The organism is Legionella genomosp. 1 (genome assembly GCF_900640215.1).
Taxonomy (GTDB): Bacteria; Pseudomonadota; Gammaproteobacteria; order Legionellales; family Legionellaceae; genus Legionella_C; species Legionella_C quinlivanii_A.
Genome location: NZ_CAAAJH010000007.1, coordinates 79,900 through 105,953 on the forward strand (window position 1 = coordinate 79,900; position 26,054 = coordinate 105,953).

Below are 26,054 nucleotides of genomic sequence, written 5' to 3' on the forward strand. Positions count from 1 at the left end.
TTAAGTCCTCAATTTGTTAGTATCGCCACAGGATTCATGGATAGCCTGCATCATAGTTATTACCTGTTTTGTTTCTGCTACATCGTGCGTCCTGATAATGCCTAAACCCTGTTCGATAGCGACTGCAGATAAAATCAGGCTTCCAATTAGTCGCTCATCGACATTCTTATTTAAAACTTTGCCTATAGTAGTTTTTCGGGATACACCTAAAAGTACAGGTCGCTGGTGTATCCGAAAACGGCTTAATTGTTTAGTTATCTGTAAATTGTGTTCCACCTTTTTACCAAAACCGAAACCCGGATCGACAATCATTTGCTCTGGTTTTATTCCTGCTGAGATGCAGGCTTGTATGCGTTTTGCCAGAAATTCATTAATTTCATCGACTACATCCTGATTGTAATGTGGATTGACTTGCATCGTCATGGGTGTGCCTTGCATATGCATCAGACAAACCGGAATGTCTGTTGATGCCACAAGCGCCAGAGCTGCTTCATCCTGCAGGGCATTAATGTCATTAATCAAGCCGGCGCCTGCGCGTATGGCCTCTTTCATAACCCCGGGTTTTGTAGTATCGATAGAAATACAGATATCGCTCTCATTGCGAAGTGCTTCGATAAGCGGTATCACGCGATTCAACTCCTCCTGTTCGCTTATAGCTGTCGCACCGGGTCTGACAGATTCACCACCAATATCAATAATGTCTGCCTCGTCATCTATTAGCTGAAGTGCATGCGAAAGTGCTTTAGGCAAATCATTATATTGACCGCCGTCTGAAAAGGAATCAGGTGTCACATTCACAATACCCATCACCAGTGCCTGAAAAACAGGATCAACGGAGGCGGGATGATTTTCACACCAGAATTTGAATTGCTGATTGTTCAATTTAGTCCTGAATATTTGAATGCCTGGAGAATAAACCAAGTAGGCTTCCAATAGCCACTACTATTGGAAGCTGTGTTACGCTAATGTCCTTCAGCTGGATGATCAACCTGCTTGCCATTGATTTTTTGATCCAGAGAGGGCGACGCATTGGAATCCGGTTTTTGACCAGTCCAATCCTCAGGAGGTGACGGCTCATGACCTGCCATAATTTCTGCTATCTGATTGGAATCAATTGTTTCAAACTTAATTAAAGCGTCCGCCATCAAATGCAATTTATCAAGGTTAGCTGTGAGAATCTCTTTAGCACGTTGATAATTTCTATCAATAATCTGTCGAACTTCCTCATCGATCTGATGAGCAGTGTTATCAGACATCTCCTTACGTTGTGACATACTGCGTCCGAGGAACACTTCGCCTTCTTCTTCGCCAAACGTAAGCGGACCTAAAGCAGAAAGCCCCCAGCTGGTGACCATCTTGCGGCTGATTTCGGTAGCACGCATAATGTCGTTTGAAGCACCAGTGGTTACACTGTCAGCGCCAAAAATCAACTCTTCTGCGATTCGTCCACCGAATAAACTGGATAACTGGCTCTCGAGACGCCTCTTGCTATGGCTATAGCGATCTTGTTCGGGAAGGAACATAGTCACACCCAATGCTCTTCCGCGCGGAATAATGGTCACCTTATAAACAGGATCATGCTCAGGAACCAACAGACCAACAATGGCATGACCTGCTTCATGATAAGCGGTGAGCTTCTTCTCGTTCTCATCCATTACCATCGAACGGCGCTCAGCACCCATCATAATTTTGTCTTTGGCTTTATCGAGCTCCAGTATGCCTACTTTGCGTTTATTGGAGCGTGCTGCGAACAATGCAGCCTCATTAACCAGATTTGCCAAATCAGCGCCAGAAAAACCTGGGGTTCCCCGAGCGATAGGTAAAATATCTACCGTTTTTTCAATCGGCACTTTCTGCAGATGAACTTTCAAAATTTGCTCGCGCCCACGAATATCGGGTAAAGGAACCACAACCTGGCGATCAAAACGACCCGGTCTTAGCAGTGCAGGATCCAGAACGTCAGGCCTATTGGTCGCAGAAACAATAATAACCCCTTCATTTCCTTCAAAGCCATCCATCTCAACCAACAGCTGGTTTAATGTCTGTTCGCGCTCGTCATGGCCGCCGCCAAGGCCGGCGCCGCGATGCCGTCCGACAGCATCAATTTCATCTATAAAAATAATACAGGGGGCATGCTTTTTGGCTTGCTCAAACATATCTCTAACCCGGGAAGCCCCTACCCCGACAAACATTTCAACAAAATCAGAACCCGAAATTGTGAAAAATGGAACTTTTGCTTCACCCGCCACCGCTTTGGCCAGCAGGGTTTTACCAGTTCCAGGAGGGCCCACCAGCAGCACACCGCGGGGAATACGTCCACCCAGATTCTGGAATTTGCTTGGATCACGAAGGAAATCAACCAGTTCTTTCACTTCTTCCTTGGCTTCATCGACACCGGCGACATCAGCAAAAGTCACCTTAACCTGATCTTCACCGAGCAGGCGTGCGCGTGAACGGCCAAAAGACATGGCCCCGCGCCCTCCGCCTCCTTGCATCTGACGCATGAAAAATATCCATACACCTATTAAAAGCAGCATGGGGAACCAGTTAATGAAAATATGCAGCAGGAAGCTTTCCTGTTGTTTCTCCTGACCGCTAATATCTACTTTATTTTTCAGTAACTGACCCAGTAAAGCATTATCCGTCATGGGCATATACGTAACGAAGCGGCGGTTATTTTTGGTAACCCCTTTAATAATCTTGTTATCTTCAATCGTAACCGCATTGACTGCGCCCTGGTCAATTTCTGTTAGAAATTGGCTGTAAGAGATTTTCTCAGCCGCAGCATGTCGAGGACCAAAATTACTGAATACAGAGACCAGCACAATGGCAATAACAAGCCACAGAAATAAATTTTTTACCATGTCGTTCAAAGCATTTACCTCTATTAAGGGCGTATCTTTAGTTCCAGTTAAGGCAGCGGCAAAACCTCTGTCGTCCTGCCTGATATGTAAGAACTATTCTACGACGTCAGAACGATTAACTTACTATAAATTATAGTCCTTAGCCAGCAAATAGGTCTCACGAGATCGTGATCGCGAAGCCGCTGGTTTTCGGATTGCTACTTTTCCAAATTTTTGTCTTATTTGCTTTACCAGTTCATCAAAGCCTTCTCCATGAAACACTTTCATAAGCATAGCGCCCTTTGGCTTGAGCATTTTATCAGCAAAATCGAATGCCAGTTCAGCCAGATACATGGCCTTGGGAATATCAATCGCATAGCTTCCACTCATATTTGGGGCCATATCGGATAAAAGCAAGTCCACACTGCGCTCCGGGATTAAAGCGAGTAATTGCTGCAGAACCTCATCTTCTCGAAAATCTCCTTGAATAAAGGTTACGTCGGCCAGGTGGTCCATTGGTAATATGTCCAGCGCAATAATTTTGCCTTTTCCGTTTAGTTTCTGACTAATATATTGTGTCCAGCCACCGGGGGCAGCTCCAAGATCGACCACGGTCATTCCGGACCGCAATAAATGCTCTCGCTCGTCAACTTCTTTCAATTTATATACAGCACGGCTACGATAACCCTCAGCTTGCGCTTTTTTGACATAGAAATCGTCAAAATGCTCTTGTAACCAACGCTTACTACTTTTGGAACGAGGCATAAACTTATTTTTTAAACATAGAATGCTTCATGATACTCAAAATTCCTATTTTTTCCCAGTGAAACGTGCAATAATCTGAAGTTTTTTTAATCAGGATCCACAAATGGACACCGCATTCAGGCAATCTTTAAAAGCAAAGGCACATCATTTGAAGCCGGTTATTCAAATCGGGGCAAAAGGCTTAACGCAGGCAGTTATCGATGAAACAAATATTGCCTTGCAGGCGCATGAGTTAATTAAAGTCAAAATCTATGGCGTTGAAAAAGAAGATCGTCAGCCGATGTTCACGGAAATTTGCGAAACTCTCCATGCTGAACTGGTTCAGCTGATTGGAAATATCGCGATAATTTACCGCCCACGAGAAAATTGAAAACCATCCCGTCCCCTTCGAAATAATCAACAGCCTCTGGCGAGGCTGCATTGCAGGTCAAATTTAGATTAAAGATTTTTCCGCAAAAGATGGGATTGAGACTTGCGCTGGTTGAACCAATCCCGCTATTCTGCCCCATACTGCCGACAGATCAGGCGTCTTTATTTGCTTGAAAAGAAATGCTGAACGTTGAACATCCCGCCGCTTTAATAATTCTTCCACCGTGATAGTACCGAAATATTTGAACTGTATCATTCGCCATTTATCATAAATCGATTGCAAGCTGTCTTGAGGGCCAGAATTCACAACGCGCAGTGATAAATCAACGAGACACTCCTTCTGTTGTCTTGCCAAATAATTATCTTTCAGAGAATTATTTGTAAATTGATTAACATAGTCGTTTAATAACTCAAGAAGCTTGCGTTTCTTATGATTTTCCAACAAGGAAAAAGCATCCGTAAACGGTGGCGGATAAGCATTACATTGTAGTCCTGATTGATTAATATACTGCCATTCCATAGAGTACTTCAATAAAGCTTCTTGATATGCTGAAAACTCCTTGGGAAAGCGATAAATATTTGTCTTTAACCCCGCAAGCATTGGCTTAAATAATTTGTCATAATATTCTTGCCGGCTAAGCTCACTAGCCTTGATATCAGCAGGTAAATTCCTATTATATCGAGCCGTCAGACCATACAGATTTTTCATTGCGGACAAAGAGGGTTTATAGTCAGCCTGGAATAGCGAATCAATATTCAAATGGAATGCCTGGGCAATGTAGCTCATTAGTGCTTTTCTATCTATATTGGCAAAGACTTCATCAGAAAAATTGATGCTGAGTTCATAATATTTTACATCGTTCTGAACGCTGGAAGTAATTTGAAATTTAAGCCGCTGTGATATTTTAAAATGCTGATAGGCCTCTTGAATTACTTTCTGCAAATGCTCAAAATTCCCTGACTCAGCTCCACGCATAACCATCTGGCAGATTTTCCCCATGAGCGGATCGTGAATAATCGTTAATGAAGCAGGAACTGCGGCAGCCAGCACTTTGCGGCAGGCAAGCAATTCAGTGTCTTGTGTTTCGCTAACTACCACATTATCAGCTATTGCTGCAGGGTTAAAATGTTGCTGGTAAATTAATAAATAATCTACCGCATTCTTTTTTTCACCATAGGCCATGCGCCGCTTTAATTGTGAAATAAAATCAGTTTTTTTCACAAGCTTCAGCTGTAATGCCTGTTCCAGGCTGGCTTTTTCAGTTTGTATATCGGTTTTCACCTCGGCAGGGAGCCAATATCTTTTGTATCCATGTCGAAAATAATTCCCATAACCTTGATTACTCGAATCAAGATAGGCGTTTAATTGCACTCCGTCTTTCCATTTTTCATAAACCTTAACTTTAGGTTTATCTGGCCCACTTCCCAGCACATCTTGTCGTCTGTCAATCAGGCGATGCTGCTGTATCTCAATGGTTTGTTTTAAATTGGAAATATGCTGATTTTCCTTTGCAGGAATTGAATGATTTAAAACACCCTCTATTGCAGCCAGAGTCTCCTGGTAATGTTGCAGCAGAAACGCGTTATAAGCATGTAGTTCCACCGTTCGCCCAGGCTGGGTAAAATCACAGATATGAACCACAGAAGTTATTTTTTTCAAACCAGCAACATATAATGCCAGCACCTTAGCGCGCATACTTGCTGTTACCAAGGCATCTTGAAACAAGGAGGACCATAAACGATTAAAATCTTCTTGGATTGTATTTCTGCAGATACTGAGCAATTGCCGGTTTAAACGCAGCGAGGATTCCTGACTGTAGTGTGCGAAATATTGTCGTTTTCTGAATCCATCCGGATTAATCCGAATATCGTCAATGGGGTTCACAAAAGGATAACGCTGACATTCTAATTCGCGATTATATACAGCAAAAAACTTTCCTTTATCCCGTTTTCCAGTCAGCGGGTTAATGCGCCCGCCCCGGCCTTTTACCTGAATTTCATCTACCCAGTTTTTTAAATACGTGGTTATGACAACTAATTGACTCACATCAATTAACTTGGTATCAAAACCACGACTTATTAATCCTCCCACGGCAATAAGGATATGCCCTGACTGTCCGGATTTTTTTTCTAATTCACCCAGCGTTTCATCGCTAATATTTTCTAATCCGGCGTGCAATAAAGAGATAGAATATGTATTCTCGCCTTTCTTTAAAAAATCACTCACTATTTCAGCAAAATCAATATTTTCCACAACAATAAGGATTGCTCGTGATTTCAGACGAGTTCTTTCCTGCGTATAATAGCGGCAAAGTTTTGCGATCCCTTGTAATTGTTCCTGCTGGTTATGATAAAAACGGGCAGGATAATCAGCAATTGTATTGCTTTGTGTTTTGGGTAGTTTAATAAACTCAAAATCCAGACCTAACTTCATTTCTCTGATTTCAGAATCTGAACCAACAGTTGCACTCAGGGCAGTCAAAAGACCGCGAGTCTTCATCCAGGCGAGAACGGCATCCGGTGTCATGCTGGAAAGTAACTGAGTTTCAGCCGCAACAAGGTAATGTCGCTGTAAATTATTTTGCTTTGCGAGAGCATTTAAACTGCCATGCAGGGCTTGCTGTATTAAGCCATCGAAGGTCACATTTTTGGGCATATATTTATCATTGCATAACACTGCCGCATACAACTCTTGCGCATTCTTTGTATTCGCCGGTTTAGAGAGAAAATTCTGACGTTCTTTCAAAGTTTTGGCTTGCCAGGAAGCCAGCAAATAGTCCGGCAGGGCGAGCAGGAAATCAATTTGCTGGCAAACAGTTATTCCTACGGGTGAATACCCTTGCAAATACTTCACTAAAGCAGCTAAAGAAACCTTTAAAGAATCTTTTTTTGGATCATATCGATGCAAATACTCAGCTAAGGCTTCAAAAACCCAGGCGTAGGGATGCGTCTCTGTTGAGCCGACAGTTTCTGTGAGATTATTGGCAGTCAGATTATGCAGGATCGTTTCATCTGCTTCATCAAGCACAAAAGACATCTCCTGGATCGTTTCACCGGTTTTCAAGCGTTTTTGCTGGAGAATCAGTGCGAGATCGTTAAAGTCGATATAGTAAATGCCGGTAAACTCTGGCTTATTATCCTTTAGCAATGAACGCCATAGTAACTGCCAGCGATACGCATCGGCGGTGAGATGGAGGCATTCTATTGACAGAGCTTTAAGCAACTCACCAAACATTTTGGCATCACGTAATGCCAGGGATGCGCGATGCGTAACCACTGCGGACGGATTACCATTTAACCAGGATAAAAGAGCAATGCAGAGCGCTAATAAGGACTTACCCTCTCCGGTTGCCATTTGAAGAAATAACGGGCTTATTTCGGAGGCTGATTTATTTTTTACCACGCGTTCTACAAAACTGAAAATCCCCAACAACTGCACCGGTGAGAGCCATAAACGAGCAGCTGGTTGGCTGGTTTTGTAAATTGCTTCACGTATCAGACTCAAGGCAGTAAGATAAATAACGGTCCGCTCTTCAATATTTTCAAGCACACTTAGTTTTTGCCTGCAGAGATGCAATCGCTGCTGTATCTCATTGAGCGACAAAAAGCGTATTTCTTCAAGGCCAATTTGATTAATAAACTTTAAATAGTCTATAAACAACTGCGTTGACGCGTCCAGAGCAGCAGAATCAGGTGAAAGATTTTTCAGTTTATGGAGATAATTCCATAAAATTTCATTATCAAACTGCTCCTTTAATTTCTTTGAACATCGCTCTTGATGCGGATCACTATTGTGTGATCTTTGAAATTGCTCGACCGTTATTTTGCTTTGCATTAGTTCGCTCATTAAAGCAGAACTCGGTATAGGAGAGCAGTTATAGCAATCAGCCAATTGCTTGAGTGCGGTTCCTGACAAGGATTGCAAAAAAGCATAGACCTTGCTTAGCTCAACATTTTTTACTTGCGCCAGAATACCCATTTGCTGCAATGTTTTATGCGGATTTTTATCATCCCATTGCTCAGCGAAGCAAACAGTCAATTCCCAGGTTTGGTTAATATTAGCCAGCCATTGCGATAATAGCCAACTCAAATCATTTCTCCAGTCGGTTTTTTCCAATGCCGTCTTACATAATTTTTGTAAGGAAAAACAGATTTTATTCAACGAATCAAACGCCAGATTTTTCTGTTTCCAGAATTCAAGTAAATTGCCAATATCACTGTACCAGTCATAACAATCCCGCGCTTGAACTGCTCTCATATCCTGCAAGGTCTGAAAAATATTTTTTAAAACTTCCGCAGGTAATTCATAAGCAGATAACTGATTCAATAAACTTAATAAACCACTGTAATATGCAGCAGGTTTTTTTATTATTTCCTTAAACCAAGAGTGTACAAATTCAATATAAAGATTCTTGAGTGGATGGCCAATAAGCTGTGGCTGAAGTAAATTATAATAAGCCGGATGAAACGCTGTTTTTTCATCTACAGGATTTAATAAGGCAAGTAACCAGGAATTGAGCGTTTTCATATCGGTCTGATGCGACGACTGCATTAGAGTCTGCAAAATTAACAGCCTTTCCTCATCCGTCTTTCTTTCCTGCATCAAATATAAAAACCGACTCCACAAACTGACCTTGTCTTCTCCAAAACTCACTGGAAACCGATTTAATAACAGCGGTTTTATCAAACCATAGTGCCTGCCCAATCCTGAAAATTTTTCCTCCAGAAGAGCTGCACTCTGATAAAAGTCGGGATCGTTTATATCACTGATTTCATGATCATTCTGGCATTCAGGAAAACGCTTGGCGATCAATAATATGCCCAAGGGCTGTTTTTTATGCATAGTATCAATACAAGCGGCAGTGACTTCCTCTAATCCTTCCAACTTAAGCTGAGGTACAAGATTACTAACCGCAGACAATAACTCATCTAATGCCTGTGTCGATAACTCTCCCAATGTCTGAAGTTGCTCAGTCCACTGAATATACTGGGGAACAAGCTTAAGATAGTTATCATTTCTTAGCTCAAAAAGGGCAAAAAGACGTAGCATCCTTGCCTTATTCTCAAAACTTAAATGTTGATGCCTAAGGTTTAGGCAAAAAAGCAAGAATATGGGATAATTTATTGTTGAGTTATATTTACTCATGCGATGCAAGGCATCCACATAAAATTGCCCATACTCCAGTAACAATTCTTTGGTAAACAATAGCTGATTATCAACCCGATCCCAAACTGCCTCCGACTTCCATTTATTTTCAATTTCAAACTTGTATAATTTTTCAGGATTACGGAGTTTAGAGTATTCTCTGTCCGCTCTTTTGATCGCACGCAAGACCACTGTTAATTCTTGCAAGTCCAGTCGAACTTTCTGACTCTTATTCCGATAGTTTTCATCATTCGTTAATTCAATACATCGGCCCAGAACAGTAGTCAGACAGAAAAAAGAAACGGCATTGATTCTGTTGAATTGATCCTGTAACTCTTTACAGGACTTCTCATAAGAAGTTTCCAATGAGCAATCATATGCAGCTAAAATAAACTCACTGAGATCCCTGTTTCGCAATTTTTCCTGTTTTTGCATACTATCCAGACCACGAGCACCAGTCATGCTAAAAGCAATAATCTTTAACAGCAGGGAAAGAATTAACGGCACCGCATTTTTTTTAGGAACAGGTTTGGTTTGCAATACATCATTATGATAAGAAAGAGTGTGAACAGGCTCTATTATTGTATAGGCTTGTGGCAGGCGAAGATGATTCAGCAACTGCTGATAGACCGCCATTGGTGCTACATATTTCTCACTGCCGATAAAGCGGTAAAAACAAGCCAGATTAATCTCTAAAAGAGCCTGCAATTCATCCGGAGTCGCCTTGGCAATGATGTCATTATGCTGGCAGGCGAATTGTTCAATTAATCCAGCATCGTGATGAGCATATTGCCGATAATAATTATGTAATTTTAAATTCGATATAACGGTATTTAGTTGCTGCTCACAGGCAAGATTCAAGCGCATGTCAGCACTTACGAAATGGAAACTATGTTCCTGGACTGCCTTAATAACCCCGCAAGCCCCCCAATCCAGCCTGGCAAGATTGTTCCACTGCTCAAGCGGATTTTTTACCAATTTTAACAAGCTGATAACCCGATGCAAATCCACAGGCATATTGACTATATCCCACAAAGGACAGGGCATAAAAAGCGAGTCATAAAGATTTAACTGACGCAGTTCGCCCAGGAAATCTCGAAAAGCCTTTATCATGGGAGCCAACTCACTATAACCGCTTTCTGCGACATGTTGGCGAGTCAGCTGCTGCCACCAATGGTATTCAAGCTGAGAAAAGGCCAGCAACTGTTTCAGAGCGGCCTGTTGTTCTGGTTGAGCCAGACAGGCGAAATTAAGGGAGGGGTCTAAAAAAACCGCAATAAAATCAGCAAAACCAACAGCCCCCCATACCCGCTCAATTTCAGAAAAAGAACGAAGAATGGTATGAACTACACTTGAATGATTGGCAAGAATTAACTCCATCAAATGAACTTCATTGGCATAACCCAGCTTATCCAGCAACTCGATTATGCGGGATTGCTCAAGCGCAGGCTTTCCATCCTCAGTACTTTGTTTAGCCATTAACTCAAGAAGCAATTCGCGATAGTAGTGAGCCGTTTCCTTTGTCTTAGAATTTCTTAGTTGCTCCTGGGACAGTACGCTTCCAATTTGCTGATGGATTTTTTCCCGTAAGGCTTCAGGCAAAGAAGCAATTAATTCAGCAGACAAGGCATTCTCAATGCCCAGAGCCTCGTTATCCCTCTCCTGCTCCTCGAACAAAGCCTGGCTCATAGTCACATTAGTCAATCGATTGGCTAACTTACGGTAATGCCAGGCACTCAAAGCGTTTATAAAATAAGCAATTGTCTGGCTAATTTTCGCAGCATCCAGCCCCTGTATTAAATTAATCAAGCTTTGATTTAAGTTTTCTATCCCCTTTTCATTAAAAAAATTAAGCGCAGCAAACCCATGCCGCCAATAATGCCAGGCAGTATAAGTATCCAGTAATTCGCTACAAGTTGAAAAAAACATTCTGGAAGGAAGTCTTGACTGAGCAAGCAGAGCGAAATATGCGGAACACACTGCCTGCGGCTTCATCGGAGTGCTTACAGGAGGCGTTGCCAAATCAGGTCCGCCCCCCTCATTAATATAAAGCGCACTGCCATTTCTGTCAAAAGACATCTTTAGAGAGAGAGCGGCAAGATTGGCTCCGTGCTGAAACATATGCGGATGGCGCACAATTTGAGTCAGTGCGGCAACACTTATTTGTTTAGGTACATAGGGTGAATAAAATTGTAAAAATTTTGCTGTGTCGTCCTTATCGTCAGGAATAACATTCTGCTTCGTCAATGCAGCATTCCCGGTAAGACGTTCCCACAAATCAAATAAATCCCGATCCATGAAAGAGTATTGTAAAATTTCTTCTCCCAGCTTATTTTTAGCCTGCTCATGGCCAGGATGGCTCCGATCCTTTGCTGCGTTAAGATCATGCCAGGAGATCAGTGTTTCATTTCCAGACATAAAATTAACTCGTCGCTCCGCTTGCTGCTGAACTTCCTGCATTTGATCAATTTGCCAGGATTGCAATATGTTAACCTCTGTCTGCTGCTGAATTTCCTGTTCATAGTCAAACTTATTTTCAATACCAATTGCTCCCTGAATGCGGGGCAGAGTGATCTCCTGCTGCAGTAAAGCGTCTATCTTTGCCTGGTTAAACAGCGAAGAAGCTGGTGCAGGAGTTTTCGACGGGATAATGCTATCGACAGTGTTGTCGACTTTTGTTTGTAATGCCGCCTCACTGATTGCTTCAAGCTGCAAGGCCGTTTCGACGTCAGGCAAGCCTGCAAAACAAACTGAGGTGTTCTTGAGTGATTGAAGTACTTCGCATAGCGCGCGAAGATGAGCGGGTTGTAGTGAAGCGATCTTAAGAGTTAATTTAGGTAATCGAGCTTTATCAGCAAGTGCCACCAACCTGAAAAGCTCAGGCATCACTTGCTCAAACCCGGCAGAAGGTGGATTAGCTACCGTAATAGTTAATTCATGGCAGAAAAAATAACTGCTTTTGCTGGCAGAGAGCCAATTAGCAAGGAAATCATTTATTCCTGCGATAAGACTGGAACTGATCGGCAAGTCATTGATGCCCTGATTGCCTGGGATAAATAATGCGTAGCCTTTATTTATTTTATTCCGCTGTAAGTCCAGAACAAATTTTTGTTCCAATGCACTCAAAGATGAAATAACGTCCTGATTTATTAACTGCATAATCCATTCTCATTTAAAGGCTTGGTTAAAGGCAAAAACATTATGGCATGATAAACCGCCTGGGTTAATTGTTATGGGAGCAATCAAGATATAAGTTTTATTTATGAATATCTTGCAAATGAGAATGATTATCATTTATATTTATTCTAATAGTTAACTTGCAGAGACAGTTATGGCCCTCGCTTACGGTGATTATCACGGCTTAACGCATCAATTACGCTTTCTTCTGTTTGAAATGGGGATTGCCTGCTCACACCAGCAGGTAGAAACGGCCATTTCCAGATCGCAAAGTGTATGCCTTCAGCAACTGCGTCAAATGGCTGCGTCAGAAAATCTGACTGCAGACATTCTGAGTCATGAGGCGCATGATTTTGTATTACAGCTTAAAGAAAGTCAGCTTCAGAAAAACCCTCAGAGTTATTTCTTCCAGTGGCCCAAACTGCTTGCTGAGGTGGATCATTTTATCGCTAACAAGGCAATGATGCTTCTTTATGAACAACGCTGGCATAAGGAGTTAAGTTGTGAAATGGGCAGTGCCTCCAGTTTCTGGTCCTGGCTTTCGAAAACCGGTAATGCGCATGACTTATTGTTATTTCTTGGACAATGGGCCGCGCCCTATGACTTGTTAGAACCTGAGCAATTTATTCCAGACGCATTTAAACGCCGTGAGGTGTTACAGTATGCCCCGCAATTCAATTCCCGGATAAGTCTGCACTGGTGTGCTTTACATCACAGCCAAACCATTACAAAGGAGAAGCAGGCTTCTCTCACTTATCAAAAAGAAATACAGACCTGCTTCCCTGAAGAATATAAATGCTGGCAAGATAAATTATTTATCATGCAGCGAAACGCGTCAGATTACCTGCCTGTTCCTGTCCATCCCTGGCAATGGCGAAATCTGATTCAATCCAGGTTTAGCCATTTAATCGATCAGAATGATTTATTACTTATTCCCCATCATCAGCAGGTAAAACCACTAATGCCTCTTTCCTGCATGGCCCCTGTGAAACGAGGTACAGCCGAATTGCAGTTACCTTTGTCAGACCGCCTGGCCTCCTCTTATTCAAATGACAGGGCTTTACAGGCAGCGCTTGATCAGGTGAGTCAATTTGAGGAAGGAGTATTTGTCACAGACTGTATGTCTGAAGAAGAATTATTTCGAAAAGAGCTTCATCTACTCAAGCCAATGCTATTTCAATCCCCCCTGGATTTCTTAAAAAAACATCAAATGGCCGTTCCTTTTCATGCTTTGCTTAATCGCTGCCCGGGAAGCGGTTCAAAGTTAATTAGTGAAATAGTGGCTGGCAGCTCGTTCTCGCCCATCGCTTTCTTTGAACAGTATAGCCAGAAGTTCCTCACGACTTTCATCAGATTATTGGTTGAACAGGGAACAATTCTGCTATTTGCGTCCGCAGACCTTCTGCTCATCCTTGATAACCATATCCCCAAGGGAATTATTTTTAAAAGAGTTCAGCGTCAAACAATAGCCGAGACCCCGGAGGGTTCAGAGTTGATACAGCAGTTTATCAGCACCATTTTTTTGAATCACTTGCAGGTATTGATCAAAGCCTTTTCCCATGATTATCAGCTTAATCCTGCAGTTTTCTGGAAAATTATCAAAAAGAAGCTGCTCGAAATCCTGCCGAGAACCACCGAGGCCTTTCCCGGATTAAAGCTTAGGGTTCATACCCATTTGTTCTCTGTTAACTGGCTTATAAAGAAACGTCTGAGTTTAAACTTATTACCAGCTCCAGTGAATGAATGTATTTATTACAGTGTTTCGAATCCCCTGCTTGACTAAACTGTCTCAGCAGGTGACAGCAGCTATGGTATTGTATACACTTGTCAGAGAGCCTGGTCTCCCAAATTATACAGGAGCATTTTGAAATAGCGTGTCACATCCGATTCTGAGACATATACCCAATGTGCTAACCCTCGGTCGCCTGGTGTTAATTCTGCCTTTTTTATGGCATCTATACGTCGGTGAATTCGTGGAGGCTTTTTATATTTTTATGCTAGCCGGTCTTACTGACGGGCTGGACGGCTGGCTTGCGCGTCATTATAACTGGTCAACGCCATTAGGTTCGTTTATTGATCCGCTGGCCGATAAATTACTGGTTGCCTCCAGTTTTATCTCACTGGCTTTATTGGAAAGTTTGCCCTGGTGGCTGGTTATTCTGGTTTTTTTAAGAGATTTGACTATTTCCTTCGGTGTATTGGCCTGGTATCTGCTCATAAGTAAGCCGATTAATTTTGAACCCACACGGCTTAGCAAATTCAATACCGGCCTGCAATTGCTGCTGGTCACTCTTTGCCTGTTTCAACTGGCCTTTTTTGAATTTTCACCCTATGTTCTTTTCAGTTTGATTCTGCTTACCGCCGTTACTACAGCGGCAACATATATTGATTATGTGTGGACCTGGGGACGGAAAGCCCTGTCAATTAGCCAAACCAGTCAATGAGCCGTCAGTTAGTATTTGAAATTCAACAGAACTATGATGCCAAGCTCTCGGAGTTTTTCTGGGGCACTAATCGCTTGCTGGAACTTCAAATTCAAACTCTTTTTACAAATAAAACCGAACCCTATCTATTTATCTGGGGAGAACCCGGAAGTGGGAAATCCCATCTGCTGCAAGCCTGCTGCCAAATGGCCAGCAGCCGGAATCTTAGCGCCGCCTATCTTCCATTAAGCCTCTTAAAAGCCTGGGGGCCAGGCTGTCTTGAGGGAATGGAACAGCAGCAGTTAATTGCAATTGATGATATTAATGAAATTGCCAATGACAGTATCTGGGAAGAAGCTATATTCCATTTATTTAATAAAATTCGCGACAATGAGTCTTGTCTTCTCATTTCAAGTCAAGCGTCTCCCGCTGCTTCAGCTATCAGCCTGCCCGATCTGCGCTCCCGTCTGGCCTGGGGAGTAGCTTATCATTTGGAAGAGCTGAATGATGATTTGAAAATAAAGATTTTACAACAGGGCGCTGAGAAAAAAGGGTTCCAGCTTAAAGACAGCGTAGCCTTGTTTTTAATTAAACGATGTACAAGAAATTTACATGATTTGCTGAATATCCTTGACCAGCTGGATATCGCCTCACTTGCAGCCCAACGAAAAATCACCATTCCTTTCGTAAAAGAAACTCTGGGAATTTGAAATAGTTTTCTCCCTGTAAACATTCTTTAGTTGACTTTTTGCAATTCTTCTTATAAGTCTATAAGTAACTGATTTCAGAGAAAAATAATGATTGAATCTATAATATCCAGAACAGATATTATTTTGCTTCCAAGTGAAAAAGATAAGCTGGCAGGGCTTATCAAATTGCTTGAAAATTTTACCGCCCGCCATTATCAGCTTTCAAGCCCGGAGCAATTCAGGAATGAGGTCTTAGGCGTTGAGAAGCCGGGGGCACTTGCTCTTTATTACGATCAATTTAATCACCTGACCGGCTTCACACGCGTATGCCGTCAGGTGATTTACCCTAAAAGTAAGCCGGTTATTGCTTACTGGGGAGGCACTTACTACAATCAGCGTGTCAATCCAGGATTTGTAGCAGCAAAATTTGGCCTCGCTCATGCAATGAAAGATAAATTAGCCCATCCGGAAGAGGAATTTATTTATTTTGCACATACAAACACACCATCCCGATATCAGTTTTTAAATAGCTTCAACCACAATATTTATCCCAAACCCGATACACGCACCCCGGACTATGTGTTGGAAAGAGCGGATTGTCTCATTAATGACAACAACTGGACTCCTCATTCAGAACATCCAATGGTCATTAAAAACCATGTGGCCTTAACCAATGGCATTGACCCTCATTTTGATGACAGGAATCCTTTTCATAACTATTATGTGTCTATTAATCCCAACTATCATTTGGGTAATTCCTTATTGGTTTATATTCCTTTGAATCTGGCAACCATTGGAATGGGTATAAAGCAGGTAGTATCGACGCCTTCCCTGTTATAGAAATATTATATGCATTGAAGTTCCTGGCTTACGGGGGCCTCAAGCTTGAGTATAGAAGATGCCTGCGGCTCCTGATTACTGAAAAAACTGCTATTTGAAACTGTGCGCGTAATACGATTGATGCGTATTGGCATCCTGACATCGCTGTTGAGTAAGGGCTCTGCTCTTTTTTCCAGCGTCAATAACTTTTTCATAAGCCGGCCCTCCAGCTTTTCAAGCTGTGCTTTTTGCTGGCTTACAGCCTCCTCATCGCAGAGCAAATTAATCACCCCTTCATCGAGCCCCAGTTGCCTGCCCACCAGCTCTTCTATCTCGGGTTTCGTTGAATACCAATAGCAAACTAATGCGCATGCTCCCACAAGGATACTCGTCAGCAGAACAGGCCAGAAAGTGGGACTGACTGAGGCAAGCACCCAGCCTGCAATAAACATGGAAACCGTTTGGCCGGCACAGAATGCACCACTGAACACTGTAATAGCCTGAAGGCTAACCGCGAGTAGTTTTAGTGCTTTGCTGGCAGTGCTCGACCGCCTGGCTCGTAGAATGGCTCTTGCTTCATCCAATTCCGCGAATTTTAATTGCAACACCTGTGAAAGCGTCAGATAGTCCTGTAACACGCAGAGATTTTCGGTTTCATCATAGATTTCAGCAAGTTTTGCCTGAATCGCATGAATTAATTTCACTTGTTTTGCATACACATTCGTCAGCTGAGGAACCTGTTGCATTTTGATTCCGAACTCTTTCGCCAGAGCGCTTAAATCGAGCCCATAAAATAATAAAATGGATATGGCGGAGAAAACCAGGCTGGCCACGAATACGGCTGCAGTAGGGATTGAGAATAAACCCAGGACATTACTGATTCCGTCAAAGCCTTCGCAAATAAAATAAAGCGTTCCGCTAACGAAAAGTAAAATAAATTTAAACTTTGCCCATTTACTTTTTTTTTCCTTCTCCCTGACTTCAGTATGCAGGATCTGGTATATGTCCTTCAATAGCGCAGCCTGCACTTGCTCAAGAATAAGCTGCTGCTTTTTATCCGCCACAGGATTGCTTTTTAACCAGGGAAGAAGCAGGGATAATGGTAGTTTTTCTTCAGCAAATTCCTGGGGGAAATAATTCACCCCCTGGTTTACCTCATTCATTTGCTGAATGTAACGGCGTGTTTTATCACTTAATTTAACCAGATTTACCATCTTTTCCCTTTTGGTAATGGTACAGCCTGGAATAGCCTTCCACTCAATGCCATTCAGTTAAGCTCAATTGTATATTAAACTGTCATCCCCGCGAAGGCGGGGATCTATCTCTGAGCTTGCTATAATGCCAATTGAGGAATGGATTCCCGCCTTCGCGGGAATGACAAATTCCTTTAACAAAATTCCTAACTTAATGACAGTGAGCCTTCCACTGGGTGAAAGGCTTACGCAGTTTAACAACTTTACTGATTAACTGAAAATACGGAACTGACTCCCTGTGCTTTAAGGGCAGGATCATACATGGCTTCAGCCAAAACAGGTGGTACTGTAAACTGTCCAATATTGACTGCCTTAATCCGGTAGCTAATTTCTTTAACCTCAGCCCCGAGACTGCCAAAAAAGATAACCCGATCTTCACGAATATCAGCATACTCCATATTATCTGTTTTTACTGAGTCACGAACCACTTCAAATCCACCCGGCAACAAGTCGACAATGGCGATATTATTAATGTAACGATTATCGAGTGTCCGTAATTGAATATGAACTTCAACTTCCGAACCCAGGGCGACTGAGCTTATCGTATTGCCCTCATCATCACGGTATTCTCTCAATACCTCCATTCCCTGTGTCAGAGGTTTATCAACCTTGTTTCTATCAAAACCTGCCTGGATCAGTTGATAGAAGTAACTTATTTTATTGGGATTGTCGATAGTAACAGAGGTTGTCTTATCATTAATATCAACCTTTTGATACGCTTTATCCATGGGCTCCAAAGAAGTTTGCTGACCACCGATGACCGCCTTGATGGATAATCCCTGGGTTTGTGCCGGAGGCAAGCTTTGAGCATAGGCATTTAAAGCCAGGCTGGTATAGCCCGAAAGTACAGTATTTATTTCATTCGCATTAATTGATTCAACCAAAGGCATAATTAAGCGCTCCCCGACTGAAGACAATAACTGCGGGAAATGGCGGGCAACCAGATACAGGTACTGTGCGTCGACAATACTGCTGTCATAGAAAGCACCCATATTGTTTGACTGATTATTCATTTTGAATTGTTTGATTAAGCGCTCAGCCTCGCTGAAGTTTTTCAGTAACTGATAAGTCGAGGCGAGGTAGGCACCGGTAATATCCTGCTGCCAATTATTATTTTTGTCCTGCTCCAGACTCAACTGAAGGTTGGTCAGATAATTGGTAGTGATAATCTCATTTCTGGTTAATACATAAATGGCATAGGCCTGTATGCGCCCCTGATAAAGATCAGTATATTTTCGCTCAGCCAGCTCTTTTAAGTAGTTAATCCCATAATAAATAATGTCGTTAGAAACATTATAGCCCTGCTCGCGGGCCTCGGTTAGAAAATGCATGGCATACACTGAGGCAAAATCATTATTGCTATTGTCACCGAGCCCAGGCCAATAACTGAATCCGCCATTGGTCATCTGACGTTGGCCCAAGGTTTGAATAGTCTCAACAATTCGTTGTTTAACCTGTTGGCTGTCATTATCAAATTGCGGCTGATTACCCATCGCCAGAAGAGGCCAGGCCTTACTGGTGATTTGTTCTGTACAGCCATAGGGATAATTTTCCAGATAGCGTTGCAAACCTGCCACTAAAATGAGTGGACTGCTCGATACAGCAGCCTGTACCTGGCGATACTCTGGATAAAGCGCCCGGTCGAGCGGCAGATTCATCGATTTTGATGCCTCCCGTCCGCTTTTTACTGTCGTCATATAACTACTGGCAGGACGAACGCTTAAACTGGCATTCATCTTACTCAATTTATCACCGAGGCTGGCGGTAAAGCTCAAATCCGCATTACCGAGTTCGGCTTTGGCTTTCACATGGAAACGCAGCGTTTTTTCCTTTCCTTCATCAATCTCAATCGTTTCCTTGTCATTGCCTATAATTTCCAATGCGGAAGAAGCTGACATTTGTACATCAACTTTCGCAGCAGCTCCCGAACCTTTCACATTATTGGCAACACTGGCCGTCACATCAAACTCATCACCCGGGGCTACAAAATTGGGAACATTCGGGTTAATGATAAAATTACCTTTCACCTTAATCTGCTTTTCAGCAGACCCCAAATCATTGTCGCCAACGGCTACAGCCATGATGCGCAAGCTGCCATTAAAATAATCTGGAACCTCGTAAGTCACTTGCCGTGCGGTGGTGTCAGTTGGCAAAAGACCAGACCAGAAAACCACTGGTAAATCAGTTTTACGTTTGAAGGGATTTAAATGACTGGCTAATAGTTCTTCCCCGTCGTCGCCCCCTACCGCGGACAATTCGCGTTCGCGAATATATTTTGGCAAAATCTGATCAACAGTCTGCTGAGTAAATACCTGCAGGGCGTATTTCTGGAAGAAGAATGCCAGAGGATCAGGCGTAACATAACGGCTAACCTGCAGAATACCTTCATCAACAGCAAAGACAATGATCTTTCCGGGTTTATCGCTTTGATATTCAATGTTTAAAGGCATCCCCGGCTTTGCTTCTTCCTCCGTCTTCAATGCAATATGAATTGCGCGGTTATCATGATTTACACTAAAAGGCATCACGCTGTAGCTTAAAGGACTGATAAATATTTCAGGAGAATCCCAATTGCGCACAAAAGCCACATTTACATAGCCATTGCCCTGGAAATCCGCCGGAATCCGAATTTTCTGAATCGAGCTGGTGCTGTCTGTTTTAAACCATTGGCTGGCATAGACCTTATCCCGTTCAATAGTAATTAAGCCAGAACCCGTGTAGGGCGCTGTAATCTGCAGCTCGATATCTTCACCGACATTATATTCTTCTTTATTCAACTTGACCGACAATTCCGCATTTTTAGCCAGAGGAAGCTGACTATTACCCACTACACTGTATTTCAATTGGCTTAATTCAGTATTGTTTTTGTCGAGCACCTTGATTGCAAAATCACCGATTTGCTGGGTGGGCAAATCGTAAGCACTGCTTTGCTCGTCCACTTTAAACGGCTTGGTTTCAAGTACTGTTGACTGAATAATAGACTGGTACTGATAGCTGCCATTGGGATTTTTTACCAGTGTGACTACCGGTCGCAAGGAAATCCACTGGAGTTTCAGCTCATCAATCGCCAGCTGCTTTAACTGCGGGTCCACCGCAATAAAATTCACACTGCGTTTATCGTTCTGTTTAATGTATGAGAGATCCCCATCCGGTTTATAACCAATGAAATAGCTCAGAGGACTCACCAGCACCGAACTTTGAGTATTTACACTACGGCCGCCCTCCGCCTCGAATCCTTCCGCAAAAAAGGTGAGCTGGTAGGTGGCTTTATCAAAGCGATTCAGATTAAGAGCCAGCTCGGCTTCACCTTTATCATTAGTGCGGGTTTCCGGTAAATCCTCAGTAAACACCTTTGCCGGCTTCGATGGATCAAGCAAGGGGTCAATAAAGATATACTCAGGGTATTTCGTGAATTGCACACGCTGAGGCGATAGCAGTATTCGCGCACTGATTTTTCGATCCGCTGCCGGCGCGCCATAGAGATTCCACAGGCTAACCTGAGCAGTTAAATTATCCGGAGAAACCCAGCCTTCTGTTGGCTTCTGCGAGAAAGAAGAGGTGATTCGCATCCGATCCGGTTGAAACTCAGCTACTCGAATGCTGGTGCTGCCTAACAGGCTTTGTGGATTATTGTCTTTAATAACATATAAGTTTACCTGATATTGTCCGGTTGGAGACGTTGCCGTAGTCGGAAAATCCAGTGTCAGATAACCGGTGTTATCAAGCGTTAGTTTTTTATCTAAAACCGTAGTGCCGCGCGGATCGGTTATAAGTACTTCCAATGGCAGGCCAGCTGGTTGTGAAAAGGCGTAAGCCTGTTTGATAATCATGCCAAAATGAGCCTCATCACCAGGCCGATAAATTCCGCGGTCCGAAAACAGATAAGCACTTAAACTGTGCAGATCCTGATTATTTACGTAGAGGCCACCCACATCAAAGCGCGAGAAATTGAGCTGACGGCTGGCATTATTATAAGGAATAAACGACACATCACTGCCAAGGCTAGCCAGATAAACGGTAGGTTCGCGTTCATCCACATAATCACTTAACACAGGAAAACTGGCTTGCCCCTGCTCATTGGTCATGCGGGTCAGCAAAGGCAGACCATTTTTTCCAAGAATGGAAACACTGGCATTGGCGAGTGGAGCGCCTTGTGCAATCGATTGAACAAATACCTCATGACTCCCGTCATTATTATCTTTTGCCAATAATCCAAGATCAGTCATCAATACCAGACGGCTGGTTTTAACATCAAGGGGCTGTTTCTGCTGAACATCCCAACCGGTCGCCTGCAATAGAAACAAGCCCTGGGGTCCGCCTGTATTGGCTTGTGCGGACAAATACTTCCCAAGGTCGAGTGCGGTATAATTTTGCTTAGTTAGATCGGAGGTATCAAACTGCTGAATCTCTGAAAAGATTTCACTGATATTTTGCTGATTAAAACTTTGATTAATAAAATAGGGATTATTAAAATCGCCCTGAGTCTGTGTGACCAGCTGATTCACATTGTCAGGCAAGACTCTGGCAATTTCAAATTTAACCGCTGGCACGCCGCGGACCGCGACCGAAAGCATTTGCTCGCCCGCTAAGGCCAGTAAAGCCCCTTTATGGAGAAAACTAATTTCCTTCGGGAGCTCAGGCACTTTAATAATGGCAGTATAGTCCGTCGATAAATCAAAATCGCCAAAGCCTTTCAGGCCTTTATCAAGTTTTAAGTAGAGATATTGCGGAGTATTGCTGCTAAAGCGATAGCTGTGCAAGCTCGAATAATTCCTGTCCGCTGGTAAAGCCTGTAATGAAAGAGGTTTGGATAGTGCAAGAATAGCCGCGTTTACTTCCCCGGGATTTTGCCAGTCATAGTCAGACTTTTCAGGCTCAGAAGCAGTTGCCGGGTAGTTTTTTGGTAATAAATACACATGAAGCGCCTTATTGATAGCGGCCTCAGTCACTCCCAGGCTGGTTTCCACATTTAAAATCTGCTCGGGTCTGTCTCTTTCATTACGAATAATGGATGCGTCTGCGGAACTTACCTTAAAATAATTGCTGGCATCGGGAATCAACAGGTTCTTGCTGATACTTTCTCCCGTTTTGCCAGAGCCGCTTTCTGCCTCAACACCCTTGGGGATAATCAAGTCCACATAACGAGACACCTTGGGCAGTGACAATGGTTCCGAACGGAGGTAAGCAATTCGTTTGTACTTATCATAGCTCACTGTAAATTTGAAATGCTTTGCATCAAGATCTAATTGATTATTCTTAATTTTTTGCAAAATGAGTGTGGTTTTCTCTTCAAAACTGTTGCTGTCCACTGGAAAATTGAAATTGACAGTGGCGACAATCTGCCTGTTTTTGGCATCAAGAGGATCCTGATAAAAACCAAGCTCAGCAATTTTTGCCTCGAAAGGTTTGGTGGAAAACTGATAGCGAAGCTTTTCCATTTGGACATTGGCGGCAAAAACCTCTTTATTGAAACGAACTTCATAGGTTTGCCCTGCTGGCCAATCTTTTTCAGGGGTAAATATCAAACGACTGTCATTATCCCATGCCCATTCCCCCGGCATGTCTGGAATCAATTCAATTCCTTCGGTCACTTCTTTGCCAATGAGTTTCAGCGGTGCCACCGATTGAGATACCAGTTCATCTCTCTGAATACCAAAATTAATGATCAAATCATTGGGAACTAAATCCTCTTCCAGAGGCGTGATATCAGGCGGGGTAATCACCGCCATGACCAATTCTGGTTGTGGTAAATTTTTATACCAGATATAGCCATAGATGCTGCTGGCTGCCAGCAGAAGAACAACGAGTGTGCTTCCCCAGAAAAGGCCCGGTCTGGAAATTGCCTGCTGCCTGACACCTTTTATCCAGGGTGGGCTGCTCCAATGGACTCGACCGAATAACAGGGAAAAAAACGCACCGATAGCTAGGAATGGTTTCAAAATAGATTTTTTGTTCATGGGATGTGACCAGGAAATGGGGGGGTTGAACTATCAGTCTTTTCTCTAAAACTCATTCCAGCTGAGCGTGGAAAAAAGCCTGTTTATTTTTCGCATAGAAGCCAAAATCAAAAATTAGTCTCAATGGAAATATTACTGGCTATTTCATTCAAATTGATTTAAATTTGCTCTACATTGCATCTATGCGCTGCGCGGCTTTAGTTTATCACTAGTTTTCTAATTATGAAATATCGTTTAAGCATAATTTTCCTGGTCATTTGTGCCGCAGTTTCGCTGGGCTATTACTGCCTACCCAAACCCCCTTTACTGCAGGGGCTCCCTTTCTCCACAGCAGTCTGGGATAGCAATGGACGTCTTCTGCGTCTTAGTTTAAGCCGTGATGAAAAATATCGTCTTTATGTACCCCTTTCAAAAATTTCACCGCAATTAGTTGAAGCGGCTCTTCTGCAGGAAGATCAGTATTTCTATAAACACCCAGGTCTTAATCCGGTTTCAATGCTGAAAGCAGTCTGGGAAACCTATGTTGTGCAATCGCGGCGTCAGGGCGCGTCAACGATTACCATGCAATTGGCGAGAATCCGTTTTAATATTAATTCGAAAAAGTGGCCGGGAAAGCTTCAGCAAATCTTTCGCGCCATTCAATTGGAAAGGCATTATAGTAAACAGCAAATATTGGAAGCTTATTTAAACCTGGCCCCCTATGGCGGCAACATCGAAGGGGTTGGAGCAGCCAGTCAGATTTATTTTAATGAATCGGCCATGCAATTGAGCTTGCCGCAGGCCCTGACTTTAAGCGTTATTCCGCAAAATCCTGGCAAACGCACACCACATAATCAACAACTCAAAACAATTCGCAATAAACTCTTTGCCCGCTGGCTGCAAATTCATCCCCAGGATCGACGCTATCAGAATGCAATGACACTTCCGCTGGCGATGAAAACAATTCGCGATCTCCCTTTTGCCGCGCCTCATTTTGTGAATAGCCTGTTAAGTACACACAGAAATCAGCAGGAAATTCATACGACTCTGAATCTGAAACTACAGTCTCTGACTGAACGCATCACCCGGCGCTATTTGCTGCGTAAAAAAGGCGTGGGCGCATTTAATGCGGCCGTCTTGTTGATTGATACCCGCGACATGAGTGTTAAAACTGCAATGGGGTCGGCTAATTTCTATGACGCGGCAATAGGCGGGCAGATTAACGGAATGGATATCAAACGCTCGCCGGGTTCCACACTTAAACCGTTTATTTATGCGCTGGCTCTTGATCAGGGTTTAATTCATCCCTATACCGTACTAAAGGATGTGCCGCATAGTTTCGGTGCCTATAATCCTGAGAATTTTGATAATGACTTCATGGGACCTATCCGGGCAAAGGAAGCACTCATTTTAAGCCGAAATATTCCGGCAATTTATCTGGCCAGCCAGCTGGCAAAGCCTGGATTATTTGGTCTTCTTGAACAGGCGCAAGTCAGCCAGCTGAAATCAGAATCCTACTATGGGCTTGCTTTAACCCTGGGTGGGGCAGAGGTCACGATGAAAGAGCTGGCCACGCTCTATGCCATGCTGGCAAATGAGGGATTATGGCGTCCTTTGCGCATGCTTAAGGAGGATCCTTCAGTTACCGGTAAACGTTTATTAAGCCGGGAAGCGAGTTTTCTTATACTGGAAATGCTGAAAGACACACCTCATAGCGATCTGTTGTTTAAATCACGCAGCCTGCCCATCGCCTGGAAAACCGGAACCTCATCAGGTTATCGTGATGCCTGGACGGTTGGGAATTTCGGTCCTTATGTGTTGATCGTCTGGATAGGCAATTTCAATAACAAGGGGAACCCGGCTTTTGTCGGGAAGAATATCGCAGCGCCCTTATTCTTCGAGCTGGTGGAGGCCATCCAGCATGAAAATGGGCCGCTAAAGCCAATTGAGAAACACCCGGAGCGAATGAATTTAACACGTATTCCAGTTTGTAAAGCTTCCGGTTTATTGCCCACCCGCTACTGCAAAGATACTGAAATGAGCTGGTTTATCCCCGGAAAATCCCCCATTAAAACTGATAATATCTATCGCGAAGTAGCAATCAATCGATTGACGGGTCTTCGCACCTGCCATTTTGATGAAAACACCCGCTTTGAAATTTACGAATTCTGGCCCTCCGATCTTGCCCGGATTTTCAAACAAGCAGGTATACAGCGTCGTATTCCCCCCGCCTATGAAGCTGACTGTAATCTGTCAGCAGGAAAATCACTGGCTTTGCAAATATCCTCCCCTCAATCTGAGCTGAATTATATTGTCAAAGCCAATTCAGATCAGCCGAGCATTATTCCTCTTTCAGCGGTTACTGATGCGGATGTGCGCAATCTCTATTGGTTTATCAATGATAATTACCTGGGCAAAACCGCCAGTGATCAACCCTTGTTATGGGCAGCCAGGCCCGGAAAATTTGTGGTTCGGGTAATTGATGATCACGGGTATTCGGACGCCAGAGATATTACTGTGCGTGTCAGCAGTTAAATCCCCGCTGTATTCAGCATTTTTCTTTAATCTTGCTTATACTTGGATAAGACAACAGGCATTCTCTTCTATGCCAGGCCTTAACTCTTCATAAATTAA

12 protein-coding genes are annotated in these 26,054 nt (G+C 43.1%); 6 read left to right on the forward strand and 6 right to left on the reverse strand.

Features of this window, described 5'->3' with window-relative positions; genetic code table 11:
- The 3 genes from folP to rlmE form a co-directional block, all read right to left on the reverse strand.
- Entirely contained in the window at nucleotides 1-882 is an 882-nt protein-coding gene (gene folP / locus E1O89_RS08575; RefSeq protein ID WP_262337469.1) for a dihydropteroate synthase, read from the reverse strand.
- Between the two features lie 80 nt (nucleotides 883-962).
- A complete protein-coding gene (ftsH, locus tag E1O89_RS08580) occupies nucleotides 963-2,864 on the reverse strand; it encodes an ATP-dependent zinc metalloprotease FtsH (protein ID WP_165483109.1) in 1,902 nt (633 codons plus the stop codon).
- Between the two features lie 123 nt (nucleotides 2,865-2,987).
- Complete coding sequence (gene rlmE / locus E1O89_RS08585; RefSeq protein ID WP_133139802.1) at nucleotides 2,988-3,608, reverse strand: 23S rRNA (uridine(2552)-2'-O)-methyltransferase RlmE; 621 nt, start codon at nucleotides 3,606-3,608, stop codon at nucleotides 2,988-2,990.
- A 103-nt stretch (nucleotides 3,609-3,711) separates the two neighbouring features.
- Between rlmE and yhbY the strand changes: the two genes are divergently transcribed.
- Nucleotides 3,712-3,978: a ribosome assembly RNA-binding protein YhbY gene (gene yhbY, locus E1O89_RS08590; protein WP_133139803.1), complete on the forward strand. Its 267-nt coding sequence runs from the start codon at nucleotides 3,712-3,714 to the stop codon at nucleotides 3,976-3,978.
- 63 nt (nucleotides 3,979-4,041) lie between these two features.
- Here yhbY and E1O89_RS08595 read toward each other — a convergent pair whose 3' ends face one another.
- A complete protein-coding gene (locus E1O89_RS08595) occupies nucleotides 4,042-12,282 on the reverse strand; it encodes a hypothetical protein (RefSeq protein ID WP_133139804.1) in 8,241 nt (2,746 codons plus the stop codon).
- Between the two features lie 172 nt (nucleotides 12,283-12,454).
- On the opposite strand from E1O89_RS08595, the gene E1O89_RS08600 reads away from it, so the two are divergent.
- The 4 genes from E1O89_RS08600 (at nucleotide 12,455) to E1O89_RS08615 (ending at nucleotide 16,252) form a co-directional block, all read left to right on the forward strand.
- A complete protein-coding gene (locus E1O89_RS08600) occupies nucleotides 12,455-14,083 on the forward strand; it encodes an IucA/IucC family protein (RefSeq protein WP_133139805.1) in 1,629 nt (542 codons plus the stop codon).
- Between the two features lie 91 nt (nucleotides 14,084-14,174).
- On the forward strand, nucleotides 14,175-14,744 hold the full coding sequence (locus E1O89_RS08605) for a CDP-alcohol phosphatidyltransferase family protein (protein WP_233012971.1): 570 nt from the start codon (nucleotides 14,175-14,177) through the stop codon (nucleotides 14,742-14,744).
- Nucleotides 14,741-15,433, forward strand: coding sequence for a DnaA regulatory inactivator Hda (hda, locus tag E1O89_RS08610; RefSeq protein ID WP_112219333.1), 693 nt, complete (start codon nucleotides 14,741-14,743; stop codon nucleotides 15,431-15,433). The genes E1O89_RS08605 and hda overlap by 4 nt, the downstream gene beginning before the upstream one ends.
- A gap of 87 nt (nucleotides 15,434-15,520) precedes the next feature.
- Nucleotides 15,521-16,252: a hypothetical protein gene (locus E1O89_RS08615; protein ID WP_133139806.1), complete on the forward strand. Its 732-nt coding sequence runs from the start codon at nucleotides 15,521-15,523 to the stop codon at nucleotides 16,250-16,252.
- 5 nt (nucleotides 16,253-16,257) lie between these two features.
- On the opposite strand, the gene E1O89_RS08620 is transcribed toward E1O89_RS08615, so the two are convergent.
- Nucleotides 16,258-17,445 carry a hypothetical protein gene (locus E1O89_RS08620; RefSeq protein WP_133139807.1) on the reverse strand — a complete coding sequence of 396 codons (1,188 nt, stop codon included), beginning with the start codon at nucleotides 17,443-17,445 and terminating at the stop codon, nucleotides 16,258-16,260.
- 242 nt (nucleotides 17,446-17,687) lie between these two features.
- Entirely contained in the window at nucleotides 17,688-23,441 is a 5,754-nt protein-coding gene (locus E1O89_RS08630) for an alpha-2-macroglobulin family protein (RefSeq protein ID WP_133139809.1), read from the reverse strand.
- Between the two features lie 222 nt (nucleotides 23,442-23,663).
- Here E1O89_RS08630 and pbpC point away from each other — a divergent pair, with 222 nt between their 5' ends.
- Nucleotides 23,664-25,955: a penicillin-binding protein 1C gene (gene pbpC, locus E1O89_RS08635; protein ID WP_133139810.1), complete on the forward strand. Its 2,292-nt coding sequence runs from the start codon at nucleotides 23,664-23,666 to the stop codon at nucleotides 25,953-25,955.
- Nucleotides 25,956-26,054: the final 99 nt, after the last annotated feature.

Excerpts from the sequence above, each read along its gene's own strand:
- ftsH (WP_165483109.1), bottom strand. The coding sequence starts at position 2,864 with ATGGTAAAAAATTTATTTCTGTGGCTTGTTATTGCCATTGTGCTGGTC.
- rlmE (WP_133139802.1), bottom strand. The coding sequence starts at position 3,608 with ATGCCTCGTTCCAAAAGTAGTAAGCGTTGGTTACAAGAGCATTTTGAC.
- yhbY (WP_133139803.1), top strand. The coding sequence starts at position 3,712 with ATGGACACCGCATTCAGGCAATCTTTAAAAGCAAAGGCACATCATTTG.
- E1O89_RS08595 (WP_133139804.1), bottom strand. The coding sequence starts at position 12,282 with ATGCAGTTAATAAATCAGGACGTTATTTCATCTTTGAGTGCATTGGAA.
- E1O89_RS08600 (WP_133139805.1), top strand. The coding sequence starts at position 12,455 with ATGGCCCTCGCTTACGGTGATTATCACGGCTTAACGCATCAATTACGC.
- hda (WP_112219333.1), top strand. The coding sequence starts at position 14,741 with ATGAGCCGTCAGTTAGTATTTGAAATTCAACAGAACTATGATGCCAAG.
- E1O89_RS08615 (WP_133139806.1), top strand. The coding sequence starts at position 15,521 with ATGATTGAATCTATAATATCCAGAACAGATATTATTTTGCTTCCAAGT.
- E1O89_RS08620 (WP_133139807.1), bottom strand. The coding sequence starts at position 17,445 with ATGGTAAATCTGGTTAAATTAAGTGATAAAACACGCCGTTACATTCAG.
- E1O89_RS08630 (WP_133139809.1), bottom strand. The coding sequence starts at position 23,441 with ATGAACAAAAAATCTATTTTGAAACCATTCCTAGCTATCGGTGCGTTT.
- pbpC (WP_133139810.1), top strand. The coding sequence starts at position 23,664 with ATGAAATATCGTTTAAGCATAATTTTCCTGGTCATTTGTGCCGCAGTT.